Annotated in this window: 15 protein-coding genes; 6 read left to right on the top strand and 9 right to left on the bottom strand. The window is 34.2% G+C overall.

Features of this window, described 5'->3' with window-relative positions; all coding sequences use genetic code 11:
• Window positions 1-12 precede the first annotated feature (12 nt).
• Window positions 13-444 (bottom strand): methylmalonyl-CoA epimerase, encoded by a 432-nt coding sequence (gene mce / locus ATE84_RS02590; RefSeq protein WP_101445552.1) that lies wholly within the window; start codon window positions 442-444, stop codon window positions 13-15.
• 54 nt (window positions 445-498) lie between these two features.
• Between mce and rbfA the strand changes: the two genes are divergently transcribed.
• Window positions 499-891, top strand: coding sequence for a 30S ribosome-binding factor RbfA (gene rbfA, locus ATE84_RS02585; protein WP_101445551.1), 393 nt, complete (start codon window positions 499-501; stop codon window positions 889-891).
• Window positions 892-1011: 120 nt separating this feature from the next.
• Complete coding sequence (locus ATE84_RS02580) at window positions 1012-2214, top strand: ABC transporter permease (protein WP_101445549.1); 1203 nt, start codon at window positions 1012-1014, stop codon at window positions 2212-2214.
• Here ATE84_RS02580 and ATE84_RS02575 read toward each other — a convergent pair.
• Both ATE84_RS02575 and dusB read right to left on the bottom strand, forming a co-directional pair.
• Window positions 2211-5603: a CHAT domain-containing protein gene (locus ATE84_RS02575; RefSeq protein WP_101445548.1), complete on the bottom strand. Its 3393-nt coding sequence runs from the start codon at window positions 5601-5603 to the stop codon at window positions 2211-2213. The genes ATE84_RS02580 and ATE84_RS02575 overlap by 4 nt on opposite strands.
• Window positions 5604-6031: 428 nt before the next feature.
• Entirely contained in the window at window positions 6032-7024 is a 993-nt protein-coding gene (gene dusB / locus ATE84_RS02570; protein ID WP_101445547.1) for a tRNA dihydrouridine synthase DusB, read from the bottom strand.
• 349 nt (window positions 7025-7373) lie between these two features.
• Between dusB and lepA the strand changes: the two genes are divergently transcribed.
• On the top strand, window positions 7374-9170 hold the full coding sequence (lepA, locus tag ATE84_RS02565) for a translation elongation factor 4 (RefSeq protein WP_101445546.1): 1797 nt from the start codon (window positions 7374-7376) through the stop codon (window positions 9168-9170).
• 92 nt (window positions 9171-9262) lie between these two features.
• Window positions 9263-10333: a hypothetical protein gene (locus ATE84_RS02560; RefSeq protein WP_101445544.1), complete on the top strand. Its 1071-nt coding sequence runs from the start codon at window positions 9263-9265 to the stop codon at window positions 10331-10333.
• Window positions 10334-10338: 5 nt separating this feature from the next.
• Here ATE84_RS02560 and ATE84_RS02555 read toward each other — a convergent pair whose 3' ends face one another.
• Complete coding sequence (locus ATE84_RS02555) at window positions 10339-11151, bottom strand: HAD family hydrolase (RefSeq protein ID WP_101445543.1); 813 nt, start codon at window positions 11149-11151, stop codon at window positions 10339-10341.
• Between the two features lie 221 nt (window positions 11152-11372).
• On the opposite strand from ATE84_RS02555, the gene ATE84_RS02550 reads away from it, so the two are divergent.
• Window positions 11373-11795: a secondary thiamine-phosphate synthase enzyme YjbQ gene (locus tag ATE84_RS02550; RefSeq protein ID WP_101445541.1), complete on the top strand. Its 423-nt coding sequence runs from the start codon at window positions 11373-11375 to the stop codon at window positions 11793-11795.
• On the opposite strand, the gene ATE84_RS02545 is transcribed toward ATE84_RS02550, so the two are convergent.
• From ATE84_RS02545 to ATE84_RS02535, 3 genes are all read right to left on the bottom strand, one after another.
• Window positions 11792-12232 (bottom strand): hypothetical protein, encoded by a 441-nt coding sequence (locus ATE84_RS02545; RefSeq protein WP_101445540.1) that lies wholly within the window; start codon window positions 12230-12232, stop codon window positions 11792-11794. The two genes, ATE84_RS02550 and ATE84_RS02545, sit on opposite strands and share 4 nt — an antisense overlap.
• A 161-nt stretch (window positions 12233-12393) precedes the next feature.
• Entirely contained in the window at window positions 12394-13446 is a 1053-nt protein-coding gene (locus tag ATE84_RS02540) for a cytochrome-c peroxidase (protein ID WP_101445538.1), read from the bottom strand.
• Between the two features lie 262 nt (window positions 13447-13708).
• Window positions 13709-16966, bottom strand: a complete 3258-nt coding sequence (locus ATE84_RS02535) for a carboxypeptidase regulatory-like domain-containing protein (protein WP_101445537.1) — start codon at window positions 16964-16966, stop codon at window positions 13709-13711.
• Window positions 16967-17308: 342 nt separating this feature from the next.
• Between ATE84_RS02535 and ATE84_RS02530 the strand changes: the two genes are divergently transcribed.
• Window positions 17309-18307, top strand: coding sequence for an IS1595 family transposase (locus ATE84_RS02530; protein WP_101444842.1), 999 nt, complete (start codon window positions 17309-17311; stop codon window positions 18305-18307).
• A 128-nt stretch (window positions 18308-18435) separates the two neighbouring features.
• On the opposite strand, the gene pgi is transcribed toward ATE84_RS02530, so the two are convergent.
• Together pgi and ATE84_RS02520 are read right to left on the bottom strand one after the other, a co-directional pair.
• A complete protein-coding gene (gene pgi, locus ATE84_RS02525; protein WP_101445535.1) occupies window positions 18436-20082 on the bottom strand; it encodes a glucose-6-phosphate isomerase in 1647 nt (548 codons plus the stop codon).
• 3 nt (window positions 20083-20085) lie between these two features.
• Complete coding sequence (locus ATE84_RS02520) at window positions 20086-21348, bottom strand: peptidoglycan DD-metalloendopeptidase family protein (protein WP_101445534.1); 1263 nt, start codon at window positions 21346-21348, stop codon at window positions 20086-20088.
• Window position 21349 lies beyond the last annotated feature (1 nt).

Genomic DNA, 21349 nt, shown 5'->3' with positions numbered 1-21349 from the left:
AAACGATAGTATTTATTTTGTAATATCCTGGTTAACAGGTTTTTCTTGACATAGTTCTATCAAAACCCCATTTGTGCTTTTAGGATGTAAAAAAGCAACTAATTTATTATCGGCACCAGGTTTTGGAGTTTTATTGATTAATTGAAACCCTTCTTTTTCTAATCGATCCAGTTCTAGTTCGATATCATCGACATCAAAAGCGATGTGATGAATACCTTCTCCCTTTTTGGTAATAAATTTTCCGATAGGTCCATCCTCCCGGGTACTGGCCAGTAATTCTATTTTACTATCTCCAACTTTAAAAAAAGAGGTGATTACAGCTTCGCTTTCTACGGCCTCTTGCTTATATGGAGCAACTCCCAAAAGTTTCTCATATAATGTATTTGCTTGCTCAATATCTTTGACGGCAATACCCAGGTGTTCTATTTTATTGATATGGTTCATAATATACTTTTATCACTATGTCGCAAAAATACATATAAATTGTACTTTTGCACTATGGAAACAAACAGACAGAAAAAAATTGGAGGAGTATTACAACGCGATGTTGCCGATGTAATACAACTTGCATTACGTGAAGCGGGAATACAGGGGATTTTGGTTTCCGTTACCAAAGTAAGCGTGACTACAGACCTCTCTATTGCAAAAGTATATATGAGCGTCTTTCCACATCAGGAAGGAGAAAGAGTACTAAAAGAAGTAAACCAGGTAAAATCACAAATAAAACATCAGGTAGCACAGCGTACCAAAAATCAATTACGGCGCATGCCAGAATTGTCCTATTTTATTGATGATTCTCTTGAGTATATTTCTAATATAGAAGAAGCTGTAAAAGGGAAAGAAGACCCTATTAATAACCCTGATCTTCTAGAAAAACGTAAAAAGAAGTAATTTTTGGTAGTACCCGTAAAATAGAAAAATCATAGAAAGTAGCAGAAATAGAATTTTCATTTCTCTTATCTTTATTGCAGAATCAAAATTTCATACACATCTAATGCTCATCAGAAGGATTTGAATTTTTCATACTACATCGCAAAGCGATACCTGTTTTCTCCCGGTAGTAGTAATGCCATTAATATCATTACAATTATTGCTGCGGCCGGTGTGGTTATAGGAGCGATGGCATTATTTATTGTATTATCAGGGTTTGCAGGACTTAAGGATTTTAGCCTTCAATTTTCTTCGTATTTTGATCCCGATCTTAAGATTTTTCCGTCAAGCGGAAAGACATTTACATTCACCGATACCCAAAAAGGAAAACTAGCTAAACTTGATGGAGTTGCTCATTTTTCTGAAATCGTAGAAGAGCGTGTCTTTCTAGAGTTTATGGATAAACAAAAGATGTCGTATATCAAGGGAGTGGATGCTAATTATCATAATGTTATCCATGCTGATAGTATACTAGTATTGGGAGATTGGCTAACCAATAATGATTTTCAGATAGTTGCAGGTAATGGTATTAGCAGAGAACTTAGTATGGGAATAGAATCTACCTACACTAACTTACTTAGTATTTATGTGCCAAAACCGGGAAAAGGAATTCCTAGTGATCCTTCAAAAGCATTTAGGTCAGAGAAAGCAGTAAATATTGGGGTCTATAGTGTAAATGAAGAACTTGATAAAAAGTACATTTTTGCAACTACAGGATTAGTGCGAAAATTATTGGAATTACCCGAAGATAAAGTGACTCATATAGAACTTAAACTATCACCACAAGCTAATGAAGAAGTAGTGATACATGGATTACAGCAGATTTTTGATAATAATGTGATCGTAAAAAACAGGGTACAGCTTAATGATACGTTGTATAAGATGTTAAATACCGAGAATTTAGTATCCTACCTGGTGATCACGTTAATTGCTATTATTGCCCTGTTTAATGTCGCTGGAGCTATTATTATGATGATTATCGATAAGAGGAGTAATGTAAAAACACTCTATAATGTGGGAGCTTCTCTGCCGAGTATCAGAAAAATATTTTTGTTTCAAGGTTCACTTATGACTGTTTTAGGTACGGTATTGGGCCTATTATTAGGATTTATACTTATTGTGTTGCAACAGCAATTTGGATTATTGATGATTACACCTTCATTGCCTTATCCAACTCGTATTACTATGATTAGCTTTGTTGTGGTATTTTTTACGATTACTATTATCGGTTTTATAGCTTCTCTCTTAGCTTCTAGTAGAATTAATCAGAAATTGGTGAATTAATCTCTAAGCTCAAGATTTTTCTTTTTCACCTTTCTTTGATACCAGAACATACCTAAAAGTAGTATCCCTAAAACGCTTATTCCTAAAATCCAATACAGCAAAGTATTGTCATTAAAATGTATTGGAGCAGAATCCCCAACCAGGTAAAAACCTCCCCAGTAAAAGGGGGCTGTTCGGTTTATATTTGCAGTGGCTAGGTATTGTAATTTTGCTTGTTGCAGAGCTTTGGCTTTGTTCATACCTTTCTTAAGATTAGTATAGAAATAAGTCATTAATTCTGGTGTAGTTTGGTCAGATACCTCCCAACCGGTTAATAGAAGGCTTTTGGTTCCTGCATACTGGAAAGCAGTCCCCAAACTCATAATCCCTTCTCCTTTGGCAATCTTACCACTACCCGTATTACAGGCACTAAGTACAGTAAGTTCTGCAGGGATATCCAGAGCAAACAGCTCATGACTATAGAGTAGATTATCCTCTATGGTGTCTTTACTCTTGGTAAAATAGAGTTTAGAGTTCTCTGGGCGTTCGTTATCTACTTCTCCATGTAGAGCAAGGTGTAGAATGTTGTATTGACCTGCATTGCTTTTAAAATTAGCTTCTATAGCTTGTGATCCAAAATAGTATTGTCCATCGATGATATCAGAAATGGCTTTGATTTCTTTGCGGGTTCCCGGCAGATCCATACCAGCACTTCTTAAGGTTGCTAAGCTCATTGTGTATGTATCTGTGATCTTTGTACTATCTGAAAAAGAAAATGCCAGGCATTCTTGTAATGGTTTAGTATCCAGATCACTTTTAAAAGTAGCAAACAACAGGTTTGCAGCATTAGCATAAGTAACCGCATACTCTTTAAGTAAATAGGATAAAAGGGCTGGATTATTAGAATCGTCATTCTGAGTTAACAGTAGATCAAAATTAAGATGCCATAGTGGTCCATCGGGGATCATTATGAGTTGATCCCCAACCAATTTATCCTTAACTGGTGCTATAAGTGTATTGTATAACGCATATGCTTGTTGTTTATAAGCTCCTGTGTTTTTGGCAATAATACTTTTACGAAATGCTTCAATTTGCTCAGTCAGTTTTGGAGTCGATAGTTCTTGTACACTAATATTATGTTTAGAAATCGTAAAAGCATAGGTAGTACTATCTCCTGTAAAAAATTCTACTACTGTGGTCATATCATCCAATTGTTCTTGGATATCTGATACGCTTACAATATCGTTTTTATACTTTAATTGATGGTATTTGGGGTAATTTTTTTCTAAAACCTGGGTTAATGAATCCTGACGCCTATTTATGTCAAAAAGTTTATTCTCGAAATGAGTAACTTTTGAGCTGTCTATCTCTTTTTTAGAATATACTTCTGTGATTTTAGATTGATAAAAAGCTTTATTGATTCTTAGTTCTTTTTCTAATGTTACTAAGTTTTCAGGCAATCTTGCGAAATTCTTCGCATTAGCATCGTTTAACAATTCTTTTAAGGTATTAGCCTTGCTTTTTTCACTATAATAGAAAGCTTTTTCTAGTGATTCTATATCTTTTCGTAGTAATTGAGTGGTTATAGCTTCTTGGTAGATTTCTTTACTTTCTTTGGAAAAACCCACCTTATCTTGATAATTGGTGTAGGTATGTCGAATGTTATTAATTAACTTATCTGCTTGCTGATAGGTTTTGATTGCTTTTTTGAGATGATTAGGATTGTTTTTTTGATAATATAATTTTTTATAAGTTTTGGCTGTACCTGCAATAGTGATTAGTAGAAAATTTTGGTTTACATATTGATTTAAATTAGATGTATTTTTATCAATATTGTTTGTTTTTGGTTTTAAATTAGCTTTGAAAGCTTTGGTATAATTATCCAAGGCTTTTTGGTGTTCTCCTTTTTCTGAATAAATAGATGCGATAATATGGTAACAATCAACTATGAATGGATTGTTATTTTTTTTAAAAATGCTTATTGCCTTGCTAGAATACTCTAATGCTTTGTTATATTCCTTTTTTTGTCTATATAAAACACTAATTTCTAAATATAAATTTGCTAGAAATATATGATTCACACCTAATGTGTTGGTTCGGATACTTACTGTTTTATTATAGTAGAATAAGGCTTTTTCCCATAGATGCTGCTCTTTATAAATGTTTCCCATATTTATATATACTTTAGCAATTGAGGGATGATGTTCTCCATAGGAAGTCATAAAAATTTTTAACGCTTTCTCCAGTAAAACAAGTGCTTGAGTGTCTTTTCTTTTGATATAGTATATTGAAGCAAGGTTAATAAGAGTAGTTGCTATTTCTGGATTATCATTTTTGAGTTTTCTCTTTTGAAGAGCTAATGCTTTTTTAGTATAAACAAGTGCCTCGTTAGGTAATCCTTTATAAGCATAAACAAGTCCTATGTTACTATAACTACTAACTATTTTCGAATGGTTTTTATCGAACTTTTTCACCTTAATAGCCAGAGATTTTTGGAGATATTCAAGAGCACGGTCATAATTAGCTTTATTTAAAAATATACCTGCTATATTATTATAAAAAGAGGCTATATTTGGATGCTCCTCTCCAGATACTTTTTTTTGTATTTCTACCGCTTTGGTATAATGATACATTGCCATGTCATACCTATCCATTCTTTCAAAAATAGTTCCAATATTATTATAGTATCGTGCATTCTTTGGATGATTTTCTCCGAACTCTTCAATTTTTAATTGTAATGCTTGTTGCATGTAATCAACAGCTTTTTTATAGTCCCCCTTAATGTAATATATTCGAGCAGTATTATTATAAATCTTGCTAAGATGTGGGTTATCTAGAAAAACTGAATCACTAGCTTTAACTAAATAATTTAAGGCTGTTTCAAACTCATTTTTCATTATTAAAGTTTCACCCATATTGTTATAGGACTTAGAAATATCAGAGTGATTTTTAAAAAGTACTTCTTTCCTTATTAATAATGCTTTTTTAAAATATAAAAGAGCTTGGTCTAAACTTCTTTTTTTCAAATAATATTCCCCAATGTTATCTAATGCATTTGCTTTCTCTCTAGTATCGCGTTCTAAGTATTCATTACTTATTTTTAATGTTTTTTTAGCAGCAGAGAGCGATTCTTCGTATCTGCCCATATGTATTTGACTTCGAGAAATCCCATTATAACAGGCAGCCACTTTTTCCCAAGCTTCTACTTTCTTATAAAGAGGTAATGCTTTTTTAAAGTAAACAATAGAACTATCCAATTTCCTGTCTGTCAACAACGAATCTGCTTTTTTATAAAACTGTGATGCTAATAAGGTGTCTTTTTCTACTTGAGCATGAGTAGTCTGAGATAGTATTATAAAAAATATAGCCCATAGTAAAGAAACTGGAGAAGACGATCGTGGTTTTTTCATAAGAGGTAGTATAGTTACACTATAATTATTGACAAATAACGTAAAAATGTTACCTTGTTGATAGTATGATTAAAGATTTTTTACATAAAAAGGATACTTAGACCGAGAATGTATTGTATAGAGAAATGCCCTTCAAAACCCTAGTTTTTTTACTTAGTAATGTTGAGACACTCTAAACTCCATTCTTTAACGATACTTTGTTCTCACTTCGGCTACGCTCAGTGATCGCTATGTTTCGGTTTGTTTATATTATTCTTTCTTTGAGGGTTGAGTCTTTCAACAAGGTAAGGAACAGACATTTTTATCATTTGCTATAATAATAAATGTCGTACTGGGATCTATTTTATAGTATTTAACTACAGATTCTTGTCCACATTACGATGATAAATACATTATATCTGAACAGTACTTGTTTTGAACATAAAAGACTACACAAACTCAAATCCGGTAAATGTAGACCGCACTTCATCAAAAGCAGCAAATACATCTTCTGGGAGGTCACTGGTTACCATTTTGGTTCGGTATTCTTTAAAATGAGGTATTCCTTTAAAGTAATTGGTATAATGTCTACGGGTTTCAAAAACGCCTAATTTTTCACCTTTCCAATCGATTGCCATTTGTAAATGTCTACGTGCTGCATGTACTCGTTCTTCTATAGTTGGTGGAGGTAAATGCTTGGCGGTTTTAAAATAGTGTTTCACCTCCTTAAAAAACCAGGGATAACCAATACTTGCACGGCCAATCATTGCACCATCAAGACCATATTGATCTCTCATTTCCATAGCACGCTCGGGGGTATCTACATCACCATTACCAAATACAGGAATGTGCATTCTCGGGTTGTTTTTTACGTCGGCAATAGGTTTCCAATCTGCATTGCCTTTATACATTTGTGCTCGGGTACGACCATGAATAGAAATGGCTTTTGCTCCTACATCCTGTAGCCGCTCTGCAACTTCTACAATTCTAATAGAGTCATGATCCCAACCCAACCGTGTCTTTATGGTAACTGGTAATTTGGTGTGTTTAACCATGGCTTCGGTAAGAGAAACCATAAGATCAATATCCTTAAGAATTCCTGCTCCGGCACCTTTGCTCACTACTTTTTTTACGGGACACCCAAAATTGATATCAATAATATCAGGTCCCGACGCTTCTACGATCTCAACAGATTTAAGCATAGAATCCAAGTTAGCTCCAAAAATCTGAATTCCAACCGGACGTTCTTTTTCATAAATATCAAGCTTCATAACACTTTTGGCAGCATCACGAATTAGTCCTTCGCTAGAAATAAATTCTGTATATACTACATCTGCACCTTGCTCTTTACATAATGCACGAAAAGGAGGATCACTTACATCTTCCATTGGTGCTAATAACAACGGGAATTCTCCTACATCTATGTCTCCTATTTTGGCCACAGCAACTATTTTTTTGGTAAAAATACAAATTCTTTAAGACCTCACAGGTCTCTGTGACCTGTGAGGTCTTATTTTTTTGAAATGAGTATGATCTAAAAATACCGAGAGAGATAGTATAAAGCTTCTAAAATCAATTATATTTGCAAGTCATTAAGAGTATGGAAATTGCGTGAGGGATAGGAGCGAGCTACCGTGTAGCGCGGATAGCCCGACCCATAATGTAATGGCGGGTCACGCCCAAAACTTAATTGAAAAAGAAGAATAAAACCCATAATGGGTATTTAAAAATGATTGATATACCTTTATAAATGATTATGTTAGATTTGATGGTATACAAGAGAGAGACTACATGAAAAATATTAGAAATTTTTGCATTATTGCACATATTGATCACGGTAAAAGTACACTGGCAGATCGATTATTAGACTTTACCGGATCAGTAACTGCTCGTGAGGCGCAAGCACAATTACTTGATAGTATGGATTTGGAGCGTGAGCGAGGGATTACCATCAAGAGTCATGCAATCCAGATGGAATATACGCATAAAGGAGAAGAATATATCCTTAATCTTATTGATACTCCTGGTCATGTTGATTTCTCATACGAGGTTTCTCGTTCTATTGCAGCGTGTGAAGGAGCGTTACTAATTGTAGATGCGGCACAAAGTATACAGGCGCAGACCATTTCTAATTTATACCTGGCTCTTGAAAATGATCTGGAAATTATTCCGGTACTTAATAAAGTAGATTTGCCAAGTGCCAATCCAGAAGAAGTAACCGATGATATTGTAGATCTTTTAGGGTGTGATGCCGAAGAAGTAATTCCTGCAAGTGCGAAAACAGGAATTGGAATAGAAGAGATTCTTACTGCAATCATAGAACGTGTTCCGCCGCCAGAAGGAAATCCTGAAGAACCATTACAAGCCCTGATTTTTGATTCGGTATATAACTCGTTTAGAGGTGTAGAAACGTATTTTAAGGTGGTTAATGGTGAAATTAAAAAGGGGCAACAGATTAAATTTGTGGCTACCGGAAAAAGCTATTCTGCTGATGAGGTAGGAACATTGAAGTTAAATCAAGAACCTAAGCAGGTAATCAAAACAGGTGATGTGGGATACCTGATTACAGGGATCAAAGATGCTAGAGAAGTAAAAGTAGGAGATACGATTACAGATGCCAAGACACCTACACAGAATGCAATCGAAGGTTTTGAAGATGTAAAACCTATGGTATTTGCAGGGATTTATCCTGTAGATACAGAGGATTATGAAGAGCTTCGTAATTCTATGGAAAAATTACAACTTAATGATGCTTCTTTGGTATTTGTGCCAGAGAGTTCGGCAGCATTAGGTTTTGGTTTTAGATGTGGATTCTTGGGGATGTTACATATGGAGATTATCCAGGAGCGATTAGAGCGTGAGTTTAACATGACTGTGATCACTACGGTACCTAATGTATCGTATCATGCATTTACCAATAAAAACCCCGATGATATTATAATTGTAAATAACCCATCGGATTTGCCAGATCCTTCTTCTATGAATAGAGTAGAAGAACCATTTATCAAAGCTTCTATTATTACTAAATCTGATTTTGTAGGATCTGTAATGTCTCTATGTATTGAGAAACGTGGAGAGATTACTAATCAGACCTATTTAACTACAGAACGAGTAGAACTTACTTTTGATATGCCATTGGCAGAAATTGTATTTGATTTTTATGATCGCTTAAAAACAGTATCAAAAGGATATGCGTCTTTTGATTATACGCCGATCGGTTTACGTGCTTCTAAACTGGTAAAGGTAGATATATTACTTAACGGAAATATTGTAGATGCGTTATCTGCATTATTACACAAGGATAATGCTTATGATATTGGTAAAAAAATCTGTGAGAAATTAAAAGAGTTAATCCCTCGTCAACAATTTGATATCCCAATACAAGCAGCAATTGGAGCTAAGTTTATTGCTCGTGAAACGGTAAAAGCGCTTCGTAAAGATGTAACAGCCAAATGTTATGGTGGTGATATTTCTCGTAAACGTAAATTATTAGAGAAGCAGAAGAAAGGAAAGAAACGAATGCGTCAGGTAGGAAATGTAGAGATTCCTCAGGAAGCGTTTATGGCAGTACTGAAGCTAAATGATTAGCATTGGTATTGATTCTTATCCTTATACATACCCTTGTTCTATAATAAAGTTATTGTCATAGCGTTGTTTTCTTATAGCCTAAGTTTTATATTATGTTAGAATCCCACGTAAAACAATACCTGAAGACCTTATCTTTTGTAGGTTTCTTTGTTTTTTGTTTTTTATCTTGTAGTAAAGATGATACTACTGACTCTACAGATACAGGAGGTGATCCTGATCCATCAGGAGAACAAACTATTTTTGAAGAAAATTTTATTTTAGGCAAAGACAGCAAACTTATAAACTATGTTTTACCAGAAGCAGAGTACAATAAATTTATTGCCGGAAATGGTGATTTTGCTATGGTGTCTAAAAAAGTGTATGAGTATTTAAATGACAATTTTGATTTCATTTTCATTCTTTCTGTTGAAACAGAACAACCAGATGGATTGTATTTTGGAATTACCCAAAAGGTTAAAAATGATGTGGAAGGCATAGGTTCGTCTATATATAATAATACTGCATCATATGGATCTCAGGGTACATTGAAGAGTATTATTCATATGCCTAAAACAGAATATATTCGTACAGGACCGTTTTTACACGAAATAATGCATTACTGGGCGAATTATGATTTTATTCCGACTACCGTTGGCGGACATTGGGGATACTCTAGTGCTGGTGGGCAATTAGGAGGTTTTGATGAACTCACAGACTTAGGAGGTGGTAGCTATAAAGCTAATATTACAGGAAAGACATCTTTTGGGGTCAATGCTAATGGTGGAAATACAGTAGCTTATAGTAATTTAGAATTATATCTTATGGGGTTAATTACTGCAGGAGAACTACAATCAGTGCAGGTAGCAGAAAACCCATCATCAACGGGTAATGGAACATTTACCGCTGATGCCATTACTACGATTACTGCTACAGAGCTTATCACTAAAAATGGTGCTCGTATCCCTTCTCAAGAAAACTCTCAAAAAAACTTTAAAGCAATTACAGTAGTTATTTCTACTGCTAAGCTGAGTGATGAAAAGATCACATCTATTACTGTAAATCTGGATAATTTTTCGAAAAATAGTGCCCCTGATCAATCATGGGGGAATGCTTTAAATTTTTGGCAGGCTACAGGTGAAAGGGCTACTTTAGAGATTGATATTTCTCAAGCCAATATAAAATAGTCGATTTAGTTAGCTTTTTTAGCTTCAATCATTTTATGTAACATATATTCGACACCATTGTCATTATTGCTCTTTGTCGAGTAATTAGCAATTGCTTTTATGTTTGGGTGGGCATTTTCCATAGCAAAGCTATACGTTGCTTTGGTCATCATTTCAAGATCATTGTTATAATCTCCAAAAACCATAGTCTCTTCAGGTAATATATCATTGTTTTTTTGCAATTGTTGTAGCGCATGACCTTTATTAGCGAGGTTGTGAGAAAGATCCAGCCAGATTTCTCCAGAGACTTTTACTTTTAATTTGTTTTCCAGATGTTTTAAAGCAGGATAGAGATATTCTTCTGCTCCTTTTTGATTGCAAATTGCAATTTTGAGATATTGATCATCGACTACTTCAGAAAGATTTTCTACAATCTCATACCGGTCATAAAATTCACTAAACATATCCACAAAATCTTGTCCGTAGTTTTCGATATACCCTCGTTTTCTTCCGCAAACTATTACTTGCGAACCGTGTAATGTTTTGGTAACATCAAGGAGCTCCAGATATGTTTTGCGATCGATTTCTGTAGTTTGAAGCTCTTTATCTTGTTGCATGGTCAAAGCTCCATTTTCGGCAATGACATAAATGTCATCTTTAATAGGTTTTAATTTATCAATAATACTATAGTATTGTCTTCCACTAGCGGCAACAAAGGTTACTCCCAGGCTATTTAGCTCTTCAAAAAGCTCAAAAAAATGGCGACTTACTTCACCTTTAGTGTTAAGAAGTGTGCCATCCATATCTGTAGCAACCATTTTAATTTGTGATAGATCCATAGTAATTTGTAATTTTAATTGTAAAGGTATTAGAGTTCGAATAAATACAGAGTATTATAACTGTAAAATTTGTATTAAATTGCTGGTAAATAAAGGCCTTTGTTTAGTTTGATATTGCCTGTCAAATTAGATTAAACCAGTTCTGATTTAATTAAGTAAATGTGTCTGAAGTAATGTTAAATACTAACTAAAAGAATCCTGAATTGCATCAGGGCAATAGCATGAAGTTTTTTCAAAAAGAAATACAATTACCATCGTATCCCAGGGGGTTTCATTTGATAACGTCTAAGATTCTTGCCGAGATACACGAAATCAAACAAATACAAATAGGACAATTACAGGTATTTATTAAGCATACATCTGCTAGTCTTACTATAAATGAGAATGCAGACCCCACGGTACGACAGGATTTTGAAAGTCATATGAATAGTATGGTTCCAGAAAATGCCACATATTATATCCATACTTACGAAGGACCTGATGATATGCCTGCTCATATTAAAGCATCCTTAATGGGAACATCTGTTTTGGTTCCTATTACTAATGGAGGGTTAAATCTGGGAACATGGCAAGGGATCTATCTTTGTGAGCACAGAGATTATGGAGGCCCCAGAAAACTGGTTTTAACAGCTTATGGATCTTAGAACCATTGTGCCCAAGGAATCCTTGATAGCATAAGAATCCAGGCAACGGTATAGAAAATAGCTAACACCTTAAATTTTGGTGTAGAAGTAAGTTTCTTTTTATGCTTAGAATATCCCATTGTGATAAATACAATGGTTAAGATCATTACTGTAGGGTGTTCTACATTATATAATCGTAAGGTAGCATCTTTCATGATTTCTCCCATTTTGTGAGTTCCCGAAAACCAAACTACCAAAGGAGATATGAAGAAAATTATAATACCTATTAAAAGTTGAATATGAGTAACGATAAGCGCAAATAGAGAGACTCTGAAATCTTTTGGAGCATATTCTCTTTTGGAGAAAAAGCCAGCAAGGGCATTAATTGTTGCTAATGTAACGATAAGAACGACAAGATAAGCCCAATATGAGTGAACGATTTGAATAGCTTCGTACATAAAATGATGTGTTTAATTTGTTCAAAGGTACATATAATGCATAAAAAAGCCTCACTCTACAGGTATTGTAGTCTTTATTTAGACTTATTCTATATTCTGTAAAATGTAAAGACTTATTTAGCAAGATTGTTTAGCTATAGCTAAACATAACTATCCCGATTTTACTCTAAAGCTTCTTCTGGAACCTCTCCTGTTAAAGTCTGTAAAAAAAGATGAATCTCGTTAACTTGCTGTGGATTTAACTTTTGATTTAATTGAGTTTCACCCATAATTGAGATGGCTTTTTTAAGATCCTTAATACTACCATCATGAAAGTAAGGTGCTGTTTTTTCAATATTAAGTAACGAAGGAACCTTAAAGACATATTTATCGGCTTCATTTTTAGTAACATCAAACCTACCATTATCTATTTTTTCACTATTTGTGTGCTCCCAATAGTTTACGGTAAGTCCAAATTTTTGATACATATTACCACCTAGTAAAGCTCCTGTGTGGCAGGTGATACAACCAACATTTATAAAGGTTTCCATACCTTTCTTTTCATATTTGTTTAACGCGGTACCATCTCCTGCCATATACTTGTCAAACTTAGAAGGAGTAATTAGTTTTCGTTCAAAAGCACCAATAGCTTTTTCTATATTTCTATAGGTTATAGGATCTTTTTCCTCTGGAAAAGCTTTGGCAAAAAGGTTAATATATTCATCGATTTTTGATATTCGATCTACCACTACTGTCTCGTTGGGCATTGCCATTTCTATTGGATTTAATATGGGCCCTCCAGCTTGTGCTTCTACATCAGGTTCTCGTCCATCCCAAAATTGAGAGATATGTAGCGCAGCATTTAGAGTCGTAGGAGAGTTACGCCCTCCTGGTTTGCCATCGTTACCTAATGAAAAAGATTGATTATCTACTCCATACGTTTTTAGATTATGGCAAGTATTACAACTTTGTGTATTATCTTTTGAAAGACGTTTGTCATAATAAAGGGTTTTACCCAGAGTCACTTTCTCATGGGTTATAGGATTGTCTGGGTTTTCTGCTATTTTTGGTAATGCACCAAAAGTTTTTCGGGCTTTCTTATCAATTTCAGATACCGCAACTGTCTTATTTTCATTTGAAGAAACTGGAACGTAATCTTTGTCTTTTTGTTTAGAATCGTTTTTACATCCTGCACACAGTGCAAGAAATAAACCCCAGTAAAGTAAGTTTTTCATATTGTAGATTTTTGTGTTTATACCTATTTAAGTTGGTTTTAGTAGTGTCGTTATTATTTAGAAGTACTTACATATATATGTATTTTTTTTAAAAAAGAGGGTGATTTGCTGTAAATGATTAAATAGTAGAAATTCACAACGATTTTTACTGAAATTTATTACTCTCTATTGTAAGATAAATGATGAAGATTAAAAACATAGAGCATAAAAAAACCTCATTCGATTTTCGAATGAGGTTTTTGATATTTGGTTTTATAATTCTTTAGTTAAATAGATAGCGTAATCCTACTTGCATTTGCCATCTCGAAGCATTTAACCTACCACTATCAGTAAGCTCTTCGATACCATCTTTAAATCTATCTGCATCAAAAGTATACTCAGGATCTGGGCCACCAGTCTCTGCATTAATTAGATCTACAGTTTGGCGAATAAATTTACGTTTACCCCAATCTTTATTAATTAGATTTGTGAAGTTATTTATATCAGCTGTTGCTTGTAATGTGTGTTTTTTATCACCAAAATTAATAGAGAAATCTTGAACAAAACGTAAGTCGATAACATGACTCCATGGACCTTGATCTCCGTTACGCTCTGCATAACGACCTCTTCTTTTTCTTAAGTAGTCGTTTCCTTCTATAAATGCATTTAAGGCTGCCCATTGCTCTGCAGGAGTATCTGATCCTGGGATTATGTTTCCGTCACGATCTCTAAAAGGAACAAGGTTAATTTCACTCTGGTTAGCAGGAACATACAATAAAGCATTGTCAGATCTGTTATCTCCAAGTAATGATCCATCATATATGAAAGAATAAGGCTGTCCTTGAGATCCTTCGTAGTATACGCCAAACGTAGTTTTTAAATTATCAGTCCATTTGATTTCATAAGAAACATTAGCGTTGATTCTATGCCCTTGAGCAAAATCTGATCTGCTTAATTGAGGTGCATTTTTTCCATTTACCGTTTCTATATTTGCCCATTGTGAAATATTTCTTGATGAAGTACCATCAAAAAGGGATTTAGAATCACCATAAGAATAAGATACTTGCCCTTGGAAACCATTTTCGAAAGGTTTTCTAAGTGTAAAACTAGCATTCCAAGAATATCCTTCACCGGTGTTTGAAGCTAATATAATGTCTCTGTATGTATCATCAATTTCATTATCATCATAATAAGGTCTATTATCAGGACCATTTAGAGCTCCTGCTTCACCTACTATATTCAACTGTTGGTAATTAAGAGCAGTTATATTATCATTCCAAATTAAATCTGCACTTGCAACCAATCCCCATAAAGGTAATTTTTGATCTATTGCAAAATTTGCTTTGAATACTTGTGGTAATTTGAAGTCTGGAGCGAATAAATCAATTCGACCACCAACGCCACCTGTACCAGGTTGTACTGTAACAGGTTGTTGGTTAATATTTGGATTAAACACTACAGGGTCGCTAAGCTCAAAGCTTCTAGATCTTCCACCTGTAACTCCATTATTATTATATGTTGCTGCTGGCCATACTAAAGGAAGTCTTGAGGTAAAGATACCGAAACCTCCACGGATTTGTGTTTTACGTTCACCATTTACATTCCAGTTAAACCCAACTCTAGGCGAGATATAAACTTGTGAGTCAACACCTTTTCCAACTCTTGCACCTTGTAAATCATATCCGGCTGCTTCAAGTAAAGGTATCGTTCTGTTATTAAAATCATCATTGGCAAGCCCATCTTCCCAAATAGGAAAGTCAAATCTAAGACCAATAGTAATTTTAAAATTATCTGTAAACTGAACTTCATCTTGTGCATAAATACCTAATTGAAGTACATCAAATTCTGATGCTCCTGTAGAATCATCACCAGTACCGAGTCCTCCTAATAAAGAATACTCTCTCTGGTAAAAACTAGCAGGTTGTCCTGTAAGAAAATCATCTACAGTAAGAAAAGTATAATCTCCATGATTAAAGGCAAAGAATAAGTTTTTAATTTTTGAATATTCGTTATGAGTACCTATGGTTATAGTATGTGCTCCTTTATAAATCTCAAAATTATTTGTTAATGTAAAGATGTCTTGATCTAAAAGGTTTGCTGTAGAGAAAGGCTCGTTTCCAAAAATAAGACCTTGTCTAAAATCTCTGTTATTTAAACCGTCGGCAATTCTTACTGTTGGGAATGGACTACCACTAGGATCTCTGTCGTCTCTTACTCTAGTATACCCTATAATAAGGTTATTTGAATAATCTGAGCCAATAGTAGAGTTTATCTCTAATGCAGAAGAGTTAGAAACAGTAACAAATTTTTCTGACCCATTTTCAAAACCAATTCCTCTACTATTAGAATTTCTAGCTTCTAAATTTGATCCTTTAACATAACCATGTCTGAAAGATAATTTGTTATTTTCATTAATATTCCAATCTAATTTAATAGTAAATTTATCACTTTCTAAAGTAGTTTCGTTGCTCTGAAATCCACCGATATCATAACCATATGTTGCAAGAGTTCTGGATCTTAAACTTTCTATTGCAGCAAGTGTGTTAGAATCCCCAGTATAATTGTTGATATTGAAAGGTTGAGGGACTTCTCTATCTTCTCTTTCATAATTAATGAAGTAGAACAATTTATCTTTAATAATTGGTCCACCAACTCTTACCCCATATGTAGTAGATGAAAAATCAGGAAATTTTTCTCTAGACTCACCTTCATTAAGCAAACTAGGAGGTGTTTTACCAGCTAAATCTTGATTTCTTATAAATGCATAAGCAGATCCTTCAATAGTATTTGTTCCTGATCTTGTAACAGCACTTATCGCACCACCAGCAAAACCAGCAATTCTTACATCAAAAGGTGCTATTTGTACTTGAAAAGATTCAATAGCATCTACTGAAAATGGATTTACACCAGTTTGTCCTCCATTAGTTCCAGAGTCTGCTAATCCAAAAACATCATTATTAACTGCACCATCAATATAGATAGCATTATATCTACTATTCTGACCTGCCAAAGAGATGCTAAAACCATCATCATCTTCAGATACCTGAGCTTGTGGTGTTAATCTAACAAAATCTGCAACAGATCGGGAAGTTTGTGGTAAATTTTGAATATCTCTTTGCGAAATATTAGTTTCTGCACCACTTTTGTTAGAGTTAAATACACCATTATTAGTAACGGTTATAACTACCTTTTCTAATTCGCTTGATGCCTCAACCATCTGAGTACTAATTCTGAAAGATTGTCCTAATTGAAGAGATATATTCTCTCTTACATAATCATTAAATCCAAGATAAGAAATGGTAATAGTATAAGGACCTCCGGTACGCATACCAGAAATTCTATAAAATCCATCAAAATCGGTAGTTGCACCATAGGTTGTACCTGATGCTTGATGAACTGCCACAATATTAGCTCCAGGTAGTGGACCACCTGCATTGTCTGTAACTTTACCTCCTAATGAAGAAGTAGTTACCCCTTGCGCAAACGTTTTCCCAACGACTGCGATAAGGATTACAACAAATAAAAATGTAATCTTTTTCATGAGTGTGTTTTAATTGTTTTTAATTGTCTCATAAAACTCTTAACGATTGAAATAATGACACTAAAAGTGGCTTAAAAATTATTTAAATCATATCCAGTTTTGTAAATAATTGATAGTGTTAATACTCTTCGCAAAAGAACGAATCTTTATGTATGCATAGTTTATTAAAATGTTAAATCTTTTGCAGGTTTGTATTATAGTTTTAAGATAATTTTTTTTAGTATCAGATTGATTAGTAATTGGTTGAAGATATTAACAAGTTATTAACTAGTGGATTGTTAATTAAAATTGGCTAAGTTCTAATTAGAATATGTTTTATCTTTACTTTATAAAAACGGAGAAATGATACCAGAAGATTTTAGAGATTTTTTCATTAGTTCATCGGCTTTGGTTCAATCAGAAATTGTTTCCACATTATTGGAGATCTCTACTGAGGGTTCAGCCCTGATTGATAGCAATCAGAGTAAAGCCATAAGCTGTCCTCATTGTAAGTGCAATAAAATTAAGGCTAATGGTAAGCTCAAAGGAGTACAGCGCTATGTTTGTAATACTTGTCATAAAAACTTTAGTGAAACTACCGGTAAGTTCTGGTACAACCTCAAGAAGAAAGACAAAGTTAATCGTTATTTATTCTGTTTACTCTCTGGATATAGTATTCGCAAGAGTGCCAAAGAAACAGGGATTTCTATTCAGACTTCTTTTGATTGGAGGCACAAATTACTTGTCTCCTTTGGGAGCGTAAGTGTGGATGAATTCCAAGGAATCCTAGAGAGTGATGATCTTTTCTTTGCTTACTCTGAAAAAGGGAATCGAAATTTGGATCGTCCTGCTAGAAAACGTGGCGCAAAGGCAAGTAAAGCTGGTCTCAGTAATGAAAAAGTAGCTGTGATAGCCAGTTGTGACCGATCAGGGAACAAAGATTTCAAAGTAGCTACCAGAGGTCGCATTAGTAAAAGTGACTTGGAGACTATATTACAAGGGAAGTTGGCTAAAGTAGAAACCCTTTGTAGCGACAGTCACAGAAGCTATACTGCATTTGCAAAAGACAAGAAGGTAGCACACAAAAAATTTAATGCTTCGAAGGGTCAAAGAGCTGTTGACAAAATATATCACGTACAAAATGTGAATAATATGGATATGCGTCTAAGGAAATTTATGGAGCCCTTCAATGGAGTGGCAACAAAATACCTTCAGAATTATCTGAATTGGTTTTTAGTCTTAGAAAAAATAAAAAATTCAACCAGTAAAATGGCAACCGTAGCAGCTATAGCCTTTGCTTCCAATACTGCCTGGATGGAATTTAAAAACATAGTAGTAAATAATATGCTTTTTAGAACTTAGCCTTAAAATTTAATACAATGTTGCAACATTAGGCGAAAAAAACGTCCATAATTCAGAAAATGAATGTTAAATACATTGCGATTAACATATTATTTTCAAACAGGAGAACAAAACTGAAAATAGATTTATCATTCAGAGTTGTCTAAATATCTTTGTAAAAGAGCTTTTGTTGACGAATCGTGTTCTTTAACTTCATGAGTATCGATTTCAGATAAGATAGCAGTAGCCAGTTGCTTACCTAATTCTACACCCCATTGATCATAGCTAAAAATATTCCATATGATACCTTGAATAAAAATACGTTGTTCATACATTGATACTAATGCTCCTAAGTTTTTAGGGGTAAGGGTATCAATTAAAATAGTGGTTGTTGGTTTATTACCTGCAAATACTTTAAAAGGGAGTAGTTTTTTTAATTTTTCATCAGAGGTATTTTTAGCACTTAATTCCTGAAGCACTTCTTCTTGAGTTTTACCATTCATCAAGGCTTCTGTTTGTGCAAAAAAATTGGCCATTAACTTATTTTGATGATCCTGATCACTAAATAAGGAGTGTTTAAAGCCAATAAATTCTGCTGGAATCAATTTGGTTCCTTGATGAATTAATTGAAAGAATGCATGCTGAGCATTAGTTCCTGGCTCTCCCCAGATAATCGTACCGGTTTGGTAGGTAATAGGATTACCATTACGATCTGTACTTTTTCCATTACTTTCCATAATACCTTGTTGCAGATATGCTGGTAACCTATGTAAATATTGAGAGTAGGGAATAATAGCTTCGCTTTCTACATTAAAAAAATTATTGTACCATATGCTAAGCATTCCTAAAATTACGGGAATATTTTCTTCAAAAGGAGTATTTTTAAAATGCTCATCCATTTCATAGGCTCCAGCTAGTAGGGCTTCAAAATTTTCAAAGCCTATAGATAGACTTATAGACAATCCAACTGCGCTCCATAAAGAAAAACGACCACCAACCCAATCCCATAAAGGGAAAATATTTTCTTCTGCAATCCCAAAATTGGTCACATTAAGAATATTACTTGATACGGCTACAAAATGCTTTCCCACAGCTTCTTTAGGCGCATTTTGGGTGAACCACTTTCTTGCTGTTGTAGCATTGGATATGGTTTCTTGAGTAGAAAAGGTTTTAGATACGACTACAAATAAGGTAGTCTCTGGATCTAATTTTTTTAGGTTTTGATGAACATGATCTCCATCTACATTAGAGATAAAATGTAGAGTAAGATGATTCTTATAATACGTTAAGGACTCTGTAATCATAGCAGGGCCAAGATCAGATCCTCCAATACCAATATTTACAATATCGGTAAAAGCTTTACCCGTATATCCTTTAAGATTTCCTGAAATGACCTGATGGCTAAAGGATTTTATTTTTTCTTTTACGTTTGTAACTTCTGAGACTATATTTTTACCATCAATGATAACTTGATGTTCAGATGGTGTTCTGAGAGCGGTATGTAGAACGGCTCTATTCTCTGTCTCATTAATAGTACTACCATCAAAATAATGTTGTATAGCTTCATCGAGCTTTACTTCTCTAGCCAGGTCCAATAACAGGTTTTTTGTGGTTTTATCGATCCTGTTTTTAGAATAATCTACATAAAAATCCTTCCATTCAATCGAAAAAGCATGTGCGCGATCCGGATTGTGTTTAAAAAGAGTTGTAAGGTGTGTATCTTTTATGGTTTCATAATGAGATTTTAATGCTTCCCAGGCTTTTGTGGTGGTTGGGTTAATAGTTGGTAATGTCATGGTTTATAAAATTTCCTGCGGTTTTTGTGGTTTAAAAGGAATACTATCTAATTCGGTCTTTAAAGGTTGAACGTGGTTATAAAAACCTTGTTTAAGACTATCGGCTAGTGGTTTTGAAGCCGGAAGATCTTGTTTAAATGGGTCTACTTCTTTTCCGTTTTTCCAGAATCTGTAGCACACATGGGGACCTCCTGTGTTACCAGTCATCCCAATATATCCTATAACATCTCCTTGGTTTACAAATTCACCTACTTTTACAGCTTGTCTGCTCATGTGTAGATATTGAGTATCATAAGTGGCATTATGCCTTATTTTTACATATTTACCATTTCCGCCTCTTCGCTCAGATTTGGTTACGACTCCATCTGCAGTGGCCAATATCGGGGTACCTATAGGAGCAGCAAAATCTGTCCCTCGATGTGGCCTTACTTTGTTGCCATAATATTTGATTCTGCGTTTAAGGTTGTATCGCGAAGAAATTCTACTAAATTTTACAGGAGCAGTAAGAAATGCTCTACGTAAATTATTAGCTTCATCATCATAATAATCTATAGAATTGTTAATAGAATCATCAATAAACCTAAAAGCATAAATAGGTTTACCTCGATGTTCAAAATAGCAGGCTTTGATTTTATCAACTCCTGCGGGAATAGTATCATCAATAAATTTTTCGGTATAAATTACCTTAAATCTATCTCCTGCTTGTAATCTTGTGAAATCAATAGTCCATGCATAGATATCTGCCATGTTATATGCAACCAGAAAATTGAGATCCATATCGTCAAATGTTTGCATTAAACTGCTGTTTATGATTCCAGAAGCAGTTTTATCAACAAGCGCTACTGGTTTTTTGCTTTTTTTGGCAATGATACTATCTCTAAAATCAATCACGGTATAATCGATTTTGTTGTTTTGATATACAAATACCTGTGCTTTTTCTGTAGTATCTTTTGATTTAAGAAGCATATAAGGTTTTCCTGCCTGAATTCTGGCTACATTAAAGGTGTCTTTAATTGTATTAGTGATCTCAAATACTTTAGTTCTACTTATCCCATGAGTATCCATAATGGCTCCAAAACTATCTCCGGGGCGTATGGTGTCTTTAACAACATTAAAGTCATTTAGAACGTAACCAAATTCAGTTATAATTGGAGGCGCTTTTTCTTCCTCTATAACTTCTGGAACAATAACTTTTGCTTCTTTTTTTTCTTTTTGACATGAAAATAATACTACCGCGGTAAGTAGTAAATAACCTATTTGCTTCAAC

This window comes from Aquimarina sp. MAR_2010_214 (genome assembly GCF_002846555.1).
Classification (GTDB): Bacteria; Bacteroidota; Bacteroidia; order Flavobacteriales; family Flavobacteriaceae; genus Aquimarina.
The sequence above is the reverse complement of the archived record's forward strand: the minus strand, read 5'-3'. Positions and strand labels throughout refer to the sequence as shown.